This window comes from Paenibacillus agaridevorans, from assembly GCF_018604145.1.
Taxonomy (GTDB): domain Bacteria; phylum Bacillota; class Bacilli; order Paenibacillales; family Paenibacillaceae; genus Pristimantibacillus; species Pristimantibacillus agaridevorans.
Window position 1 is genome coordinate 4,829,965 of sequence record NZ_CP075889.1, and the last position, 17,928, is coordinate 4,847,892.

13 protein-coding genes and 1 riboswitch are annotated in these 17,928 nt (G+C 51.1%); of the genes, 2 read left to right on the plus strand and 11 right to left on the minus strand.

Annotated elements, in window-relative coordinates; translation table 11 throughout:
* Nucleotides 1-210: a helix-turn-helix domain-containing protein gene (locus KJW29_RS19730; protein ID WP_087571415.1), complete on the plus strand. Its 210-nt coding sequence runs from the start codon at nucleotides 1-3 to the stop codon at nucleotides 208-210.
* Between the two features lie 106 nt (nucleotides 211-316).
* On the opposite strand, the gene KJW29_RS19735 is transcribed toward KJW29_RS19730, so the two are convergent.
* The 7 genes from KJW29_RS19735 to KJW29_RS19765 form a co-directional block, all read right to left on the minus strand.
* Nucleotides 317-748 (minus strand): DUF3221 domain-containing protein, encoded by a 432-nt coding sequence (locus tag KJW29_RS19735; protein WP_187101725.1) that lies wholly within the window; start codon nucleotides 746-748, stop codon nucleotides 317-319.
* Nucleotides 749-1,525: 777 nt separating this feature from the next.
* On the minus strand, nucleotides 1,526-2,872 hold the full coding sequence (locus tag KJW29_RS19740; protein WP_087571404.1) for an NCS2 family permease: 1,347 nt from the start codon (nucleotides 2,870-2,872) through the stop codon (nucleotides 1,526-1,528).
* Between the two features lie 122 nt (nucleotides 2,873-2,994).
* Nucleotides 2,995-3,095: riboswitch (purine riboswitch) on the minus strand.
* 137 nt (nucleotides 3,096-3,232) lie between these two features.
* A complete protein-coding gene (locus tag KJW29_RS19745; RefSeq protein ID WP_214625844.1) occupies nucleotides 3,233-4,348 on the minus strand; it encodes a DUF1648 domain-containing protein in 1,116 nt (371 codons plus the stop codon).
* Nucleotides 4,341-4,739, minus strand: a complete 399-nt coding sequence (locus tag KJW29_RS19750) for a GntR family transcriptional regulator (RefSeq protein ID WP_087571402.1) — start codon at nucleotides 4,737-4,739, stop codon at nucleotides 4,341-4,343. The genes KJW29_RS19745 and KJW29_RS19750 overlap by 8 nt, the downstream gene beginning before the upstream one ends.
* Before the next feature lie 596 nt (nucleotides 4,740-5,335).
* Nucleotides 5,336-6,652, minus strand: coding sequence for a 6-phospho-beta-glucosidase (locus KJW29_RS19755; protein ID WP_214625845.1), 1,317 nt, complete (start codon nucleotides 6,650-6,652; stop codon nucleotides 5,336-5,338).
* A 12-nt stretch (nucleotides 6,653-6,664) separates the two neighbouring features.
* Entirely contained in the window at nucleotides 6,665-7,636 is a 972-nt protein-coding gene (locus KJW29_RS19760; RefSeq protein ID WP_214625846.1) for an N-acetylglucosamine kinase, read from the minus strand.
* Between the two features lie 140 nt (nucleotides 7,637-7,776).
* Nucleotides 7,777-8,628 (minus strand): AraC family transcriptional regulator, encoded by an 852-nt coding sequence (locus KJW29_RS19765; protein WP_214625847.1) that lies wholly within the window; start codon nucleotides 8,626-8,628, stop codon nucleotides 7,777-7,779.
* 175 nt (nucleotides 8,629-8,803) lie between these two features.
* Here KJW29_RS19765 and trhO point away from each other — a divergent pair, with 175 nt between their 5' ends.
* Nucleotides 8,804-9,697 (plus strand): oxygen-dependent tRNA uridine(34) hydroxylase TrhO, encoded by an 894-nt coding sequence (trhO, locus tag KJW29_RS19770; protein ID WP_214631215.1) that lies wholly within the window; start codon nucleotides 8,804-8,806, stop codon nucleotides 9,695-9,697.
* Nucleotides 9,698-9,762: 65 nt separating this feature from the next.
* Here trhO and KJW29_RS19775 read toward each other — a convergent pair whose 3' ends face one another.
* The 4 genes from KJW29_RS19775 to KJW29_RS19790 all read right to left on the minus strand — a co-directional run bounded on the left by KJW29_RS19775 (nucleotide 9,763) and on the right by KJW29_RS19790 (nucleotide 17,908).
* On the minus strand, nucleotides 9,763-9,993 hold the full coding sequence (locus tag KJW29_RS19775) for a hypothetical protein (protein WP_214625848.1): 231 nt from the start codon (nucleotides 9,991-9,993) through the stop codon (nucleotides 9,763-9,765).
* A gap of 321 nt (nucleotides 9,994-10,314) precedes the next feature.
* On the minus strand, nucleotides 10,315-15,987 hold the full coding sequence (locus KJW29_RS19780; protein ID WP_214625849.1) for an S-layer homology domain-containing protein: 5,673 nt from the start codon (nucleotides 15,985-15,987) through the stop codon (nucleotides 10,315-10,317).
* Nucleotides 15,988-16,162: 175 nt separating this feature from the next.
* Entirely contained in the window at nucleotides 16,163-17,020 is an 858-nt protein-coding gene (locus KJW29_RS19785; protein WP_187101745.1) for a carbohydrate ABC transporter permease, read from the minus strand.
* Between the two features lie 18 nt (nucleotides 17,021-17,038).
* Nucleotides 17,039-17,908, minus strand: a complete 870-nt coding sequence (locus KJW29_RS19790; protein ID WP_214631216.1) for a carbohydrate ABC transporter permease — start codon at nucleotides 17,906-17,908, stop codon at nucleotides 17,039-17,041.
* Nucleotides 17,909-17,928: the final 20 nt, after the last annotated feature.

Consider the following 17,928-nt stretch of genomic DNA (forward strand, 5'->3'; position numbering starts at 1 on the left):
ATGGCTATAATCATTAATATTGATGTTATGCTTGCGAAGAGGAAGATGAGCGTAACGGAGCTTGCGGAGAGAATCGGCATTACGATGGCGAACCTGTCCATCCTGAAGAACGGCAAGGCCAAGGCGGTCCGCTTATCGACATTGGAAGCAATTTGCAAGGCGTTGGACTGCCAGCCCGGAGATCTGCTGGAATACAGAGCGGATGAATAAACATCGATTCATAGCAAAAAAGCGGCACCATGACATGATTTCTTGTCCTTGGCTGCCGCTTTCTCATGGATCCATCCAATACCTCTGCGTCAACAACGTCAACTCGTCAGGATACTTCAATGACTTCTCTCACATCCGTCGCGGTTCCTTCTGCAGGATACGTATTGGTAAGTTCCCCCGCAATCTCGACGTTGACCTCGTCGCCTACTTCAATACCTTCCAACAGCGACTCGTCCGATACGGTCACCCATACGGCATCCGGCTTCACGACGTCGAGCAGCTCTTCGAGCGCTTCCTTCGTCGGCGCCAGCTCCAGATCGGTAATGTCCGCACTCTGCACGACTAGCAGCTTGGGCACATCAATGGCAACGACTCGCCCTTGCTTGTAATCCCACTCTTCGTTAGCTGGATCCGTTGCCCGTTGTTCTTGGTGCTGCTCCTCCTGCGGCTGATCCTGGACGTTGCCCGCTCCTGTCTCGTCCGAACACCCCGTAAGGAACAGCGCCCCCGCCAATACCGTTACTCCAAGCTTAATCATATGGATCACCCTCCATGTACAAGAAATATGTTGCAATCTCTTACATAGGCTTACCCCAACATGAGCGATGAGAAACAGGCATTAAAGGAAAGCAGCCGCGGACAACAACTTTTTGGAGCTATAAAGCGTTTTTAACGCCTACAGTTCTCGTTCGCCTTCCTTCTGATGCCATAAGCGTTACTAACGCCTATGGACACTAATCAGAGTTACTTTCCGGCCCATAAGCGTTTTTAACGCCTATGAACGCTAATTAGCGTTACTTTCCAGTCCATCGGCGTTTTTAACGCCTACAGCTGCTCGTTCGCCTTCTTTCAGAAGCCATAAGCGTTCCTAACGCCTATGGACACTAATCAAAGTTACTTTCCAGCCCATCGGCGTTTTTAACGCCTACAGATGCTCTTTCGCCCACTTTTTGGATCCATAGGCGTTACTAACGACTATGGACACTAATCAGAGTTACTTTCCGGTCCATCGACGTTATTAACGCCTACAGCTGCTCGATCGCCCACTTTTTGGATCCATAGGCGTTACTAACGACTATGGACACTAATCAGAGTTACTTTCCGGCCCATCGGCGTTTTAACGTCTACAGCTGCTCGTTCGCCTACTTTTTGGAGCCCATAAGCGTAACTAGATGCTAATCAGAGTTACTTTCCGCTCCATCGGCGTTTTTAACGCCTACAGCTGCTCTCAGTATCTTCAGTCTGGTATGTCGCATAATTTCCTAAACAAAAAAAAAGCAACAGCGCCGGTCCAGCGCTGCTGCTTTCCATTTGATTATTCGCCGCCCATAAATACGTAACGGCAGATGATCAGTACCGCGAGTATCCACATGAGCCAATGTACTTTGTATTTGCCTTTGCCAGCAATATTTGCAACGGATGCAAGCAAGACGTAGGATACGATACCGAAGGAGATGCCGTTCGCGATGCTGTAAGTGAAAGGCATCATCGCAAGCGTCAGGAATGCCGGAATCGCATAAACCATATCGGAGAAGTCGATCTCCTTTACGGATTGCATCATCAGCACGCCGACGATAATCAGTGCCGCCGCAGTCGCCGTTCCGGGCACAAGCGCTACGAGCGGCGAAAGGAAGATCGCCAGCAGGAAGCAGATGCCCGTCGTTACCGCCGTCAAGCCGGAACGTCCGCCTTGCGCGATACCCGCGGAGCTCTCGACGAAAGCCGTTACCGTGCTCGTTCCAAGGACAGCGCCGCCACCAACGCCGATCGCGTCGACCATCATCGCTTTGCCCACAACTTTTTTCCCTTTTTCGGGGTCCTTCATGACGCCGGCGCGGTTAGCCGTGCCGACAAGCGTACCGAACGTATCGAACAGCTCGACGAACGTGAAGGTCAGAATAACTGTAATCAAGCCCACTTCCATAACGCCCGCGAAGTCGAAATGCCATACGTTCATCGTGGAGAAGTCGGGAATCCAGGTTTTTCCTTCAAGCGCTTCGCTAATGTTAACATGACCGGAAATCAGCGCGATAACCGTCGTACCCAGAATACCGAAAAGAATAGCTCCCGGCACGCGCAGGACCATCAGAATCGCGATCAGAGCGATCGCAATGACGGTAAACACCACATTTTCATTGTGGAAGCTTCCGAGGGAGATAAGCGTACCCCCGTCCTCGAAGGCGATAATCGTCATCAGACCGCTGTTCTTAAGACCGATTACGGCGATAAACAAACCAATGCCGACCGTAATCGCGTGCTTCAGGCTGTCCGGTACGGCCGTAATGAGCATCTGGCGGATCTGCGTGACCGTCAGGATGATAAAAATAATACCGGAGATGAACACCGCCGTAAGACCCATTGCCGGGGATATCGGAGTGTCCGTTGCGGCCGAAGCGAGAATAACCGATGCAAAGTATGCGTTAAGCCCCATGCCCGGCGCGAGCGCAACCGGGAAGTTCACGAACAAACCCATCGCGATCGTGAAGATGCCTGCTGCCAGTGCCGTAGCCAGGAAGACAGCCGTCCAATCCAGACCCGTCGGCGACAAGATTGCCGGGTTGACGGCCAGTATGTAAGCCATCGTCATGAAAGTCGTCAGTCCCGCCATGACTTCAGTTCTGACATTTGTTCCCAGTTCCTTCAAACGAAAGAAACGTTCCATTTTGAATAACCCTCCCAAAATTGTGTTGGAACAAACAAAGAAGCCTAGTAAAAAATGCATAATGGCATTTCTTCTAGGCTCTGCAAAAAGGGAAGAAAACATTCGCCGGACCGCAGCGAACTTGCTTTCTTCACCCTTTTCGTAGCCTGATCATTTACGGTGACCGAGTAGAGACTCTCAAGCCGATTCTTGAGATTATACGAAAAGTTCCTATGCGGTTGTTGTCTTCCGACTTTAATTCTAATGAGAGAGCAAACGTTTTGTCAACATTTTTCACGAATAATCAACTCGAAATTTATTCCATTATTCGTAAATGGAACGTTTTCATTTAAATTCCAGTTACCAATTGATCGGAACTGCCTACTCGATGATCAAAGGCAGCCCTACGGCGACCAAAATGATGAGAACAACAATGATCCACACGACCGGTCTTGCCATATTCATCGTCCATCCGATGCCGAACCGCTTTTCGACAAACAGAGCCGGGTCATTCGGGTTAAAATAGATAACTCCCAGCTTCCAATGGCGATCGTGATCTGCGGCCGACGCAACCGTTGTTTGCGGCTTGCCTCCGCCCTCCGACTTGAGCCGGCTTCCGCCTTGTCCCGTTTTGACGGACAGCGCTATGGAGGATACCACCATCAGTCCCACCACCAAGATCGTGGCTAACGCAGAAACATTGCCGGACCAGTCGAGCAACATCCCCACAGGTATCATGCCGATGGCTGCCATAATCATAAAACCGAAGATGATCAAATAAGCGGACCAGATTCGGCGGAACCTCAAGTTGCGATGCAGCGATCCTTCCGGATCGGATGCTTCCGCCACTTGTTTGCTGCGCCCAATGACGACATTCGTAAAGACGAAAACAATCAGAAGGAAGGCTTGCACGAATACGGGCCAAAGGACGGAAGTGTAGCTTTTTGCCACGCTGCGTGTCACTTCTCCGTTAAAATCGTATTTCATCGGCATGAGCTCCGGGAACCGGTCGTAACCGAGCACGCAGACGAGTATCGTCCCCATAATAAGCAGCAAATGCGGGATAAACCAGTAATGAGGCTGGGTAAGCTTTTCCGTGCGGAAGGCCGTGCTGACCATAATGCGCTGAGGCGCGTCTTTAAGCCATTGTTCTTTTTCTTTGATGGCCTTTACGGCCCGATGAATCTTGTAATAGATGCCAAAGGAAACGATTATATACAATACGGTATGGGCGGCGAGCGCGATTCCCCAGGCGTTGTCGCTGGAGATCCGGAACGTAATAATCATCAGCGAAGCCGTCAGCAACGCGCCGAGCCCTCCGTTCCACCACAAGTAGCTTTTGCGCAGCGCTCTGATGTCCGGGTGGTTCTGCCCTTCTTCCGGAATCGTCACGCCGAAGCTTTCGATCCTCCTCGTCAGCAGCGGAATGACGGTTGTCGTCAGCACGACGGGAATCATAATAACAAGTACCAGCAGCAACATCCAATTATTAGCCATTCGTATTCTCCTCTCTCCTCATGTCTTCGAACACTTCGTGGCATAACGCGCCGAACTGCTCCTTCGTCAATCCCCGACAGATCGCATCCGCGATCAGCGGCTTCAGTTGTTCATTTAGGCGTTGATGGTAAGATTCGTCGGCGGGGGGCATCGTGTCCGGATGTACGACGACGCCTTGCTTCCGGTTAATCTGCACGTACCCCTCCTGCTTCAAAATTTGGTACGCCTTGTTCACGGTGTGAAGGTTGATGCCCAAATCCGACGCGAGACTTCGAACCGATGGCAGCGGCTCGCCTGGACGCAGCCGTTTCCTTGCAATGCCCTCCACAATGGCATTAACGAGCTGCGTATACAGCGGCACCTCCGATTGCAGATCGATTTCCAACAGCAATGGCTTCACCTCCGAAAATACATCGATTAGTTGTTATATATCAACTATAACAGCTGACACTATAAGACGCAATAGGCAAATGAAATACGCAGACTGTTGGGCCAAAGATGACCAACATATATGCAGCCTACTGGAGGACAGCTCGAAAGCTCGAACAAATAAACGGAATTCCTCCCTCTATTGCTGAAGTCTGCTGTCTTGAAGACGAAATAAAGGGAAAAGTGCCCTATATTCCAAGATATTTTAGGCTCTGCACGTGATAAGCCATGGATTAGATGGAGAAATTCCCCTTATTGTCTCAGAACCAGGTTCCGACGCCAGAATAAAGGGGGTTTTTCCCATTAATTCGCTTCGGCTATAACTCCGCTGCGCTCAACTTTCCCATCACCCTGCAGATTACTACCCCATCATTGCAACCTTGCCGGTCTGCGGCAAGATGTTGCTGCCGAGCCCAGTCCGTGAACATTCGGTTGAAAGTAGGTCCGGGAATGCGGGGAATGCGGGGATTGCGCGAGCAAATAAGGGCACAAAAAAGACGTCCGGCTAGCCAAGGCCAAGAGCCTCGACAAACCGAACGCCAGGGAAACGCGCAACCGTTATTCGTTTTCGTTTTTAAAGAAATTCGGCAGATAGGCGCGATTCGCTTCCAGCATCTCCTCCAGCAGCGCCTTCGCAACCGTCACGCTCGGCACCAGCGGATGATGGACGAGCGCCTGCAGGGCGATGCCTCGATCGCCGGTAATCGCCGCTTGGATCGTGAGCGACTCGTACGTCTTGACCGCATGAAGCAGCCCCGTCACATGTTCCGGAATGGTGCGCAGCGGAATCGGCGTCGGTCCTTGCGCCGTCACGACGCAGTTGACCTCGATGCTGGCATCCTGCGGCAAAAACGGAATGATATTGCCGTTCTTCACGTTCAGCGTCTGGATGTCGCGCTTGTCCGTATACAATGAATGCATCAGGTTTACGGCCGCTTCGGAATAATAAGCGCCACCGCGCTGCTCCAGCTGCTTCGGCTTCTCCTTCAGATGGACGTCCTTGTACAATTCGAATAGCTCCGTTTCGACGCGGCTTACGATGTCGGCGCGCGTGCCGTCCTTTTCCATCGACGCCGTCATGTCCGCCAGCATCTTGTCAGTCATATAGAAGTAACGCAAATAATACGTCGGGATCGCGCCAAGCGAGCTCAGGAAGTCCGCGTCCCAATCCAGCGCGGTCACATTGGAAGCCGTATACTCCCGGCCTTGGCCGATCAGCTCCGGCAGCTTGTCTTCGCCGTTTACGTACGCCGCGGTTACCCAATGCAGATGATTAATGCCCACGAATTCCGGCAGCACTTCGCGTTCGGTCACGCCGTATTCCTTGGCCAGAAACTTATAGAAGTTGATCGGCGAATTGCAGAGCCCCACCGACTTGACCTTCGTATGTTTCAGCACGGCTTCCGTTACGATGCCAGCCGGATTAGTGAAGTTGAGCAGCCAGGCGTTCGGAGCGAGCTCCTCGATATCCTTGCAGATGTCGAGAATGACCGGAACGGTGCGCAGCGCCTTGAACATGCCCCCGGGCCCCGTCGTCTCTTGGCCGATGACGCCGTGGCTGATGGGAATATGCTCGTCGCGGCGGCGCGCCTCGAGCAGGCCGACCCGCATCTGAGTCGTCACGAAATCCGCGCCTTTGATCGCTTCCCGGCGGTCCAGCGTCAGATGAACCTCGATCGGCAAGCCGGATTGCTCCACCATCCGTTTGGCCAGCGCGCCGACGATGTCGAGCTTATGTTTGCCTTGTTCGATGTCGACGAGCCACAGCTCGCGAATCGGCATTTCGTCGTACCGTTTAATAAATCCTTCGACAATCTCCGGCGTATATGAGGAACCTCCGCCGATCACGGCGACTTTGAGCGGTTGTTTGTTCATTGCAATACCCTCCTATAAAGTGATTTTTCGTAATCTTGCGTCCATCTCCGCGTCTATCGACAATCCCGCGCTGTCCATCGCGCTCATAACCGCGCCGATCACGGGGTCGATCGTAAGCTTGACGACGGAAGCGCCCGGCGCCTCGGCGCGGATGGCCTCCCGGATCGCGTCGACCATATGCGGCGAGCTGCCCCGCATCATGACGCTGCCCGTCAGCACGACGTCGAACGTATCGTCCTGCATGCCCAGCCTGCGAATAAGCGCCAGCACGGCATTGGCATGCTCGCGGCCCGTTTCCTCCAGAATGCGGATCGCCACGTCGTCTCCTCCGGCTGCCGCCTCGAATACGAGTCTCGCCAGCCCGGCCGGCGGACGCAAGCCGTTGTAGAGCGCGTCGTCGTACATCGCCTCCACGGACGGATAACCAAGCTTGGCGGGGACGGTCTCCGACAGAACGGAAGGTTTCTCGCGCCCTTCCCAGGACCGGATCGCCGTGCGGAACGCATGAACCCCGAGATCGGTGCCGGACCCTTGACCGTCCCCGAACAAATAGCCGAAGCCGCCATATTGCAGCTCGTCTCCCGCAACGTTGCGTGCTGCCGCGTTAAAGCCCGTTCCGCTGATGATCACTGCTCCGTAGGACTGATGCGTGCCCGCGCGCATGCCGATCATCGTGTCGCAGGCGATTGCGTACCGCTCATAACCGAGCGAAGCGATCATCGGCCGAAGAATTTCGTAATCCGGCTCTCTATCGGCTCCGGCCAGCCCGAAGTACGCGAACGTCACTTCCCGCTTCGATACTCCCGCTTCGGCCAACGCCGCGTCGCAAGCCTCCTCGATATGGGTTTTTGCCTCTTGGAACGCCGTTTGATGGTTGCCGTTGCCGCTATGTCCGCGACCCAGCGCCTCGCCCCGTTCGTTTACCAGCAGGGCATGCGTTTTTGTTCCTCCCGCATCTATGCCTAAGTATAGGATAACCTTCACGCTCCTCGTTCATGGGGTATAGGTAGAGATTACTCCTGTATTAGCTCTACTATAATAAAGAAAAACACCGTCCCTCTACGCTAAAGGAACGATGTTCTGATACGATCTTACTGTTTTTGCCCGAAATCGGGGATTTTTAATCAAACCCTCAGCTCGGAGGGCAGCTTGCCGATATGGCTTTTGAACAAGCGGTTGAAGTTCGACAGATTGCGGAATCCGCATTCCGCCGCAATATCGATCATTTTGAGCTCCGTCGTCTCGATCAGATCGACTGCCCGCGACAGCCTGAGCTGGATCAGGTAGTCCATCGGCGACGTGCCGACGATGCTTACGAACAAGGCGCTGAACCGCGACGGGCTGAGATGGGCCAGCTTCGCGAGCTCGCCAAGCGTCCAGCCCTGCGCTATATCGCCTTCCATGGCGCGCAGCACCCGGCGGATCGTCTCCGTCCCTCTGGCAAGGGCTGCCTTTTCCCTGGATTTGTTGACAAAATATCGGTTTGCGTAAGCTAGAAACCTTACGAGCTGCGACCTTACAACGGCCTCGAAGTGAGGCTCTTTGCGACCGTATTCGTCCTTCATCTCCTCCAGCAGCGCTCTCAGCCTGGGCAGCTCCGGATTGCCCCGGTCAAGCACGTGATCGAACGTTCTGCCGGTTCCCCGGAACGGCAGCAGCAGCTCCGTATCATACCGCTGTTCCAGCGCGAGATAGGCCGGATCGAACATGATAACGCCAATCACCAGCCCGCCCGTATCGAATGCGCGATGCAGATCGCCCGAGTGGATGAGGACGATGTCGCCTTGCATCAGCTCGTACCGGCTGCCGTTGATAAGGATGTAGCCGACGCCGCTCACAATGTAGTTGATTTCCAGCGCATCGTGCCAGTGAAGCCGCTGGAAAAGCGGGCTTACGCCCTCCGTTTGCGACACAAGCAACGGAAAGTCCTGCGGCATCTCGATCCGATCCCGGATGATCGGCGGATTCGGTTTCATCGTCCCTCTCCTCTCCTTCCTAATTCTTTATAGGAAAGTATAGCAGAGTTAAACGAATCATGTCGCCTGATCCAAAGGCGGCTACACCATGCTGGCAGTCTTTGCTGTTGAGATCGCGCCCAGAGTCCATTACAATGGAAACAATACTTACTTAGTTAAAGAAAGGACTTTCTCCATGACCGAACAATCCAAATATCAAATCTTGTTGTATTATAAATTCGTTCCGGTGCCCGATGCGGAGCAGTTCGCTGCCGAACATCTGGCCTACTGCAAGGAATTGAATGTAAAAGGCCGCATCCTGATCGCGGACGAAGGCATTAACGGAACGGTTTCCGGAACAGTCGAGCAGACCGAGCAGTATATGCGGGATATGCACGCCAATCCGCTGTTCGCCGACATGGTGTTCAAGGTTGACGAAGCAGAAGGACATGCCTTCCGCAAAATATTCGTCCGCTACAAGAAGGAGCTTGTAACGCTCCGTTACGAGAAGCCGCTTGATCCCAATACGCTCACGGGCACGCATCTGTCTCCCAAGGAGTTCCACGAATATTTGCAAAGAGAAGATGTTATCGTCTTGGATGGACGCAGCGACTATGAATTCGATCTCGGCCATTTCCGCGGAGCGATTCGGCCCGATCTCAAGACTTTCAAGGAATTCCCGGAATGGCTTCGCGAGAATATGGCGGACCTGAAGGACAAGCCGATCCTGACCTACTGCACTGGAGGCATCCGCTGCGAGAAGCTGACCGGCGTCATGCTGAGCGAGGGCTTTACGGACGTCTATCAGCTAGACGGCGGCATCGTCACTTACGGCAAGGACGAAGAGGTAAAGGGCAGACTGTTCGACGGCAAGTGTTATGTGTTCGACGAGCGAATCTCCGTTCCCATCAACCGCACGGACGAAAGCATCGTGGTCGGCAAGTGCTACCATTGCGGAACTCCTGCCGAGACGTACATTAACTGCGCCGACGATACCTGCCACCGCCAGCACATCGTTTGCCCGGACTGCGAAACATCGCGCAATGGCTTCTGTTCCGCGGAATGCGAGGACAATGTTAAGATCGGTTAGTGTATATAGACATGCAACAAACTCTCTTCCGTTGCCAGTGGAAGAGAGTTTGTTGCTCACGCGCATCAATTCGCTTCTTTTAAATGACGTTCCGCCGGCGTCACTATTCGAATGACTCCTGTACGTTCATTCCACGTTATGTATTGTTTCTCCTCCAGAGCCCGAATAGCCGTTGCAATTCGCAATTTCGATCGACCGGTCAATCGCGCCAACCGATCCATATCGATATGTGCCGATTCAAATCGGTATAAAGCGTAAAACATCCGGAACAACTTACGCGCTGTCTCGTCCAACATTCCGAATCACCTCCACGTCCACAATACGTTCAAGGTAAAATAAACGGATTGACTGAGCTGAGTAACAGTACGCTTTCATGACATCCTTTACTATTGAAATAACCCGTATGTTCCGAATTGAAACGTTGCCGTTCCGGTCATTATATATGAGCTGAACGGTCTTGCCGACGTAACCTTCCATAGAGCCCACCTCATCGAGTACTTGATAGTAAGTTCATTATACACGAACATTTGTTCCTATTTCAAGTCAAAAAACGTAATAACCTCCTTCGTTCTTTCGGGTTGAACCGAAATCGAAGGAGGTTCCATGGACTCATTCGTTTATTTTGCTGATTGCTCCTTTAATCTTACAACAATAGCCGCAGCTTCTGCGCGGGTAACGATGCCGGCTGGCTTGAACAGCCCTGCTCCCGTGCCTTCCATCAACCCGCTGGCTGCAACTCGGGCTACATACGATTGCGCCCACAAAGGTATTTGCTCCGCATCGCGAAACTGGCTAAGCCCTGCATCGCCTCCAACATGATCCGTTCCGGCTATGACACGCGCCAGCACTGCGGCCAGCTCAACCCGTGTCATGCCTTTCTCCGGACGGAAGCTGCCGTCGTCGTACCCCGCAATCCAGCCTGCTTCCACAGCAGACGTTACTGCATCAGCGGCCCATTTACCGATCGTTTCTTTATCAGTGAAACTTGGGGCTTGCCCAGTGCCAGCTTGCGGCGTCAGAGTCCGTGCCAACATCACGATCAGTTCCTGACGGGTCACAGCCTGATCGGGACGGTAAGTTTGATCGGCATAACCCGTAACAATACCCGCTTGCACTGCTTTTTCAATCCAGGATTGCCCCCAGTGGCCGGCGATATCGTTCAGTTCTTTCGTTGGCTGCGGGCCGGCCGCCTCATCCTTCAATACCATGACGGCATAAATCCCCAATTGATCAACTTCGGCAATAAAGCTGTCGCCGTCCACTTTGCCCTCTACTTTAATCCACATTTTTTGTTTAACATCATAACGCATAAGAGTTGGTTTTTGCTCTTCCCCTGATTTGCCTGCATCGAATGCGATGCGAAGGATAACTTTCTTTTTGAATGCGCCTGCCGGATCCTGACTTAACTCGAATACCGGGCTAATCCGATTTTCCGCTTGCAAATCCTGCAGCTTTTGCTCTTCCAACTTGGCAATTGCAAACTGCCTGCTCGTATCTGTAGCTCCGGCCGGGATTGTCAGCTTAATTTGCCGGTCAAGGCTGACCTCCCCAGCCCCTCCGGCTGGCAAGTATAGCTGTCCCGAAGTAGATTCCGTCGCTCCCGGATAGATAGGCGGATTGACGACTGGCGATGCCGCAATTGTAATGGTCACAGTCGCCGTGTTCGAGTAACGATTGCCATCGTGAACCCGGAATGTGAACGAGTCTTCTCCAGTTGCGTGACCATGCGGCGTATACACGAATTCTCCCGTTTCCTCATTACTGAGTTCCACCGTCCCCAGCTTACCGTTTGCAACAATTTCATACCTCAAATCCGACACGCTCTCGGCTTGCAAAGTACCTTTTAATTGTTGATCTGCAGCTCCTGCTTTAAGATTGAGGGTAAAACTGCTATTATGGGCAATCGGCTCCACTTCCTCCCCCGTCAAGGGCAGTTCCAGCAATACAGGTTCACGGGCGATAAGCAGCAGGGATTCGCTTTCCGAATGTGTCTCGCCGGTGATAAGATTTTTCCAATTGGTCACAGTCTCGCCGTTAACGACAACGCGCACTGTTTTATCGCTCCATGTGTAATTCGTCGCATTGATCAGCAATTTTCCGTTATACTGCACGGATCGCCACTCCGCCTCGAATACCAGCTCGTTGGTATCGGTATCCATTAATTGCACATTTATCAAACCCTGCTCCTCAAACTCGCTTGTCATGGCATTGCGCAACGCGAGTGATGAAGCAGCGGCAGGGAATATTAGCGTATCTTCGTGCTGTAGCAGAACATCGCGCTCCACAGTCGGCAATGGACGATCATACTCATCGAAAGATAATGATTGATCACCGATAATGACTAGCTTCCCTCCATTGTCCACAAAGGGTTGCAAAGCATCGAAGGTACTTGCCTGCACATGTTTCGAATTTGGGATAAAGAGCGTTTTGACGTTCGCAAGCGCCCCGCTCGCGATCTGATTCTCAGATACAAATCCGACCTTCAGACCGTTGTAACTAATTGCCTCATAAGCTTTATTGCTTGCGGCAGGATGGTCAACGTCATACATGACAGCCGGGATCGAATAGAGAATAGCCACCTCGGTTTTATCCTGTTGAAAAGCCGTTACCTGATCGGCAAGCCGGTTCAAATCAAGATGCGTCCGACCCATAGCTGCGATGACATCGGGACGATGCAAAATACTGCCTTTGAAATCGCTGTTTTGATCGTACGTTCTTTCCCAGACCCAGATCGTTGCCGCGCTCAGGCCATGAATGCCTCCTTGCCACAACACGGAACGCACATGCGGTGCAAACTCTGGAATATAGCGCTCCTCGCCGTCCACGATCATATGATGCTCTGAATTGAAGACAGGAGCCTGCTTCATCGAAGTCTGCAAATCATAAAATTTCAATTCGCTTATAAAGTTTCTGGTTGGGCTGCCATAAATATTGTAGTTATCATTGCCATTAATTTGGGAGAGTTGGCTAAATTCCTCCGGATCTACTCCCCATGTCAAATTGCCAATCTCATCTAGCGCACGATTCATAATTTTTGCATGCAGAGGAATATCGGGCGCCATTTCATGGATGATATCCCCCATCCACTTATGCCAATCAGAGAAAAATTTATTATTGAATTTCACATAATCATAGAATGCAGGTGTTCGGGTTACTCTGTCCGGCAGCGCCACATCGGAAAAACTCGTATAGCTTGTGCGATGCAAGGCGTTAAGAGCTGCAATATCGCCCTCGTATTTCTCCTCCAAATAAGATTGCCATGCCGGCGTATTCGCTTCATCCATGTTGGAATGGTGAACGCTTTCATTAGATAGCGTAATACTATGCAACGATTTGTAATCCTTGACTAAAGGAATGACCAGCCGCAAATAGTCCTCCATCAATTGTCGCGCCCGCGGGTTGTCAATCGTGAATTTGATCCCTAAACTGTTGCTGCGAAGCTCAGGCCACTTCTCCAAAGCCCATGCCGGAAAATAATGCGGCGACAGCAGAAGCGTAACCGCAACATCGTTTTCCTCGGCTGCTTTCAGAGGTTCAATAACGTTTTTTTGAATAGGAACAATATCCCCAACATAATCGTCGTTGCCTAACTCAACGAATTTATTGGCATCAAAACTTCCATTGACCACCAGATTCTCGCCGGATCCATTTTTGACATACATGCGCACATCGTCAATCCATAGATTTTGGGTCACATTTTCTGAAGCAATCATCAATCGAAACTTGCGATCATTTTGCCCGCTCTTATACTCATAAGTGAACTCCTGCCAATCAAAGGTGCCTTGCGGGAACGAGGAGCGATGTACCCAGCCCGGACCTCCCGGAAACCATGCATTGTTCACCTCTTCTCCTTTGGCCCACACTTTGATTTCATAGGTCGTGTCCGGTTCAACATTTACTTCCTGCCAAACATTTATATATTTCCCAGGGCTTTTAGGAGTCTGATTGCTAATGCGAAGCGACCCGCCGCTATCGCCATGACCGATCACCAAATCACGTACTGCTTGAGCGGATACGCTTGATTTATCGATATTCCAATCCGTAAAGTTTTCCTTGGGCTTAATCACCGAGTTAGGTCCAATCTCTATTTGGATCGCATTAGCCCCGTATTCCTTAAATAAAGGAATATCTTTTTTCGCCTGTGCGAAATGGCCATATCCCGTGAACAACACGGGTTTACGCACAATTTCATCACTTATCGAGGAACGAGTGTCTGCAATAAAAGCCGTTTTGTCGATATCAATAGAACCTGTGACATATCGATCCACCGCAAACGGTATCTTCTCTTCGCTTATATACGCCCGCACATTGCCGGCAGCCTCCTCATACAGCTTCTCAAGCTCTTTAATTACATAGGAAGCCCGATCATAATATTGCCGATCAATATCCTCTAGTCCATAAGCAATAAACTGATCGATAATCGTATAATTTACCCGCTCATAATCAACGGCAAGCCCGGCTGTTTCAGCCGTCGTCAACAATGCTGCGAGCGCCGGCAACTTTAAACGCAATTGCTCAAATTCCACTGCCAGATCCTGCGGATTGGCCAACACATTAATCGCCAACTGATCCTGCTTTACCAGATTACCTGCTAGTGACTGTGCAGATACAGAGAGTGTGTAACTGCCCTGCTCCCTCATAGTAAGCGGAAGCTCCTTTTTCCACACTTTTCCCCCCGGTATCACTACTTCATAGTTTTGAAGCCCTAATATTTCAGAGGTAACGGCCAGTGTAACGGTTTCCTCGCCAAAGTTAGGAATTGCGAGATCGTATTGTTGATTGAAACCGGCAGCGAACTCTGTAGGTCCATCCAGTACGACTGTCCATGTTTCGTCTTCCTGGAGCAGCAGCAATTCAGCCATATCCTTCGGGTTTTTCCCTCTGCCGATCGCTCCCGTCCATTCAATCCAGCCCCTTCTGGCATTACCATCATTATCATTGATGAGCAAAGTCATCGATACTTTGCTGTCGGGTTTATCTGCCAAAATGGCCTCCCAAGGCAGCTTGGCTTCATAATTTGTCGTGGTACCGTTTCTGCTGACATGATATTCCACCGCCTCCTTGGGCAGCTTTGCCTCTCCATCACTCCATCTCCAAATTTGCTTTCGCCCGTCGTTAAGTACGTTGAAGCCATACTCGGGCCCATACAACTCTGTATCAGGCGTAAACGCAAGTTGCAAACTGTCCCCTAGCCACATGTCGCCGTCTGCCACTCCGTGATGGATGTTATCTTCAACCTTAATCGCAATGTACAATGCATCATCGTCGTAAGCAAACTTGGCCTCTGCCGACAAATCCTCCGGGCCCTTCCAATCCGACATCAATACTTGCCGTTCTTTATCACCAGGCAATAAAATACCGGTGGACGAATGCCATTTGTCCCAGTTGCCGTCAACTTCCAGCGGCGCCGTTTTTCTAATCGGGACCTTCCGTCCTTTTCCGGCGGCTGCTATGTAAGCTTCAAAATCCAGCAACTCCTCTCCTTCCGCTTCAGCAGCAATCGTATAGTTGAACGCAATCGGCTCTATTTCCCCTCCATCACTTGTTCGCGCGTAAGCTTTAATCTGAACCGCCTTATCAATCATTATGGGCTGTTCATACGCTTTCGCCGTCGCAGAATGATTTGGATCGCTTCCGTCAGTCGTATAATAAATGGTTGCTTCCTGTCCTTCTGCAGCCAAGGAAAGCTTCGTCCCTCTCTTTACTTCTCCTGAGGGAGGATTGGCTGAAAGTACAATCGACTTGCCCTCGAAACTTCCATTTCGAATCAGATTGCCGTCGGTTCCCTGCTTAACCATTCTCACTTCATCTACCCATAAATTCGTGGTCCGCCCCTCCAGCAAAATCATAAAGTCAAAGGAGGTTTGGTTTGATCCGGTTTTATAATTGATGCTGAATTCCTTCCAGTCGTATGTTCCTGTCAAGTTGCTCCGAAGCGCCCAGCCTGGTCCCCCGCCAAACCAGGCTCTCCCTACGGAGTCCCCCTTCGCCCACAGGCTGATGGAGTAGTTTGTATCTGCTTCCACAGGAATGCTTTGTTTGGCAAAATAATATTTATTCGGCACACTATCCGCGTTAAACTCGAACTGCAACGCATATTTGCCTTGATGAACGTCAGGCTCGCCGACCAGCTCATAACTGCCGGCGGACACTCCTTCAAACTTCCAGTAGTCGACTTTCTCCGGTGCGCTGTCCGCAGCATAAACACTGACATGGAACAGGTTCGTTGCTAGCAACGATACAATCAAACTTACTGCAAGTACCCATCTTCTAAACTTTACTCGAGTCATCTTATCCCTCTTTTCAATTCATTTACGGATCATTCAAAGCTTTCGGTTAAGCGCTTTCACTTTCCCGCATCGAATACATTTCTCCTTCTGTTGCTCCGGCAAGAACATTCGTATTGCCGGAGTAAACCAACAGCAGAACACTTACTATTAGACATTTGGTTTGTTATAGAGTCGTTCACCCTTTAACAGCCGAGCTTGAAAATCCTTGAATAATATACTTCTGGCCCAGAAAGAAGACGATGAGCAGCGGTACGACGCCTGCGGTGGCGGCGGCCATCATCATGTTGTAGTCCACGCCCGCTTCCAGCATAAAGTTCTGCATGCCAAGCGGCACCGTGAACAGCCTTTTGTCCAACAGGAAAATCAGGGCGTTCTCATAATCGTTCCATGTCCATGTGAAATCAATAATGGCGAAGGTCGCCAGGACCGGTTTGGAAAGCGGCAGAAACAGCTGAAAAAAAATCCGGAAATGGCCTGCTCCGTCAATAAAAGCCGCTTCCGATATTTCATGGGGAATGCTCATAAAAAACTGCCGGATCATGAAGACGCCAAATACCGTAAACAAGCCCGGGAGAATGAGAGCCCAATGGGTGTTGTAAATATTCATCCAATCAAACATAATAAATTTCGGGACGAACAGCACTTGCTGCGGAATCATCATCAGACATAGATAGAGGAGAAAAACGGCGTCCCTGCCCTTGAACGGAATGCGGCTGAAGCCGTATGCGGCGAAAGCGGCCAGCAAAGGCGCTCCAATCATCAGAACAAGGGAGATTTTCAAGGAGTTTAAATAAAACATCGCAAATCCGTCTCCGGTCGTCCAGACCTTGATGTGATTGGTCCAGACCGGGTCGGTCGGAATCCACTGAATCGGATAAGTAAACACGTCGATTGCTTTCTTGAAGGAAGTGCTGATCATCCAGATCATGGGCGACAGCAGCAGCAGGCTGGCTAGCGCCATCAAGATCGTGTTAAAGGTTTTGGTCGATTGTTCTCTGACTTTTCTGATTTTTCTGTCTTTAATAGCATCCATGTTGCGAATTCCCCTCCGTTAGTAATGGACCCACTTTTTCTGGCCTGCCCACTGAATCAATGTAATAAACAAGATAATCAGGAACATGGTCCATGAGACGGCTGACGCATACCCCATTTCGTAGAAGCTGAACGCTTTCTTATAAGCGAAGATGGAGAAAACCGTCGTACTATTGGCAGGGCCTCCCTGAGTGATGGCGTAGATCATGCCAAAACCTTTGATGGAGCCGATAAAGCCGGTAATCGTCAGAAATAACGTCGTCGGACTGACCAAAGGAAAAATGATCTGACGCAGCAGTTGCCCGAAAGTCGCTCCGTCTATCCTCGCGGCCTCCAGCTGCTCCGAAGACAACTCCTGCAGCGCAGCCAAATAAATAATCATGTTGTACCCGATGCCGCCCGCGGTCATCATGACCAGCACCGCATACATCGCCGTATCCGGCGAAGCGAACCACAGCGGCGGCTCGGATATGCCCACGGAACGAAGAAATGCGTTAATCGGGCCGTTGGTGGGTTGGAACAGCACCATCCAGACGAAGGCAATGGCAATGCCGCTCGTGAAATACGGAGCGAAGAAAAAGGCACGCAGCGTCTTCTGGAAGTAAGTTCTGTTGTTAAGCATGACCGCGATCAAAAAACCGAGCATGATTGAAATCGGTACGGGGATCAACACCAACAGGGTATTTTTGACCGATTCAGCAAATAAATCGTCTCTCACCATCATCCTGAAATTATCCAATCCGATAAAACGCGGGGGTTGCCCGCTAGCAAATACCCAATCCGTAAACATCAAGTAAAAGGAGAACAGGGCCGGAATGAGCATAAACACCGTCATTCCGATCAGATTGGGACCAATAAATACATAACCAATCAGCCTCTGCCGCTTCATCCAGTTCACGATCGGTCACC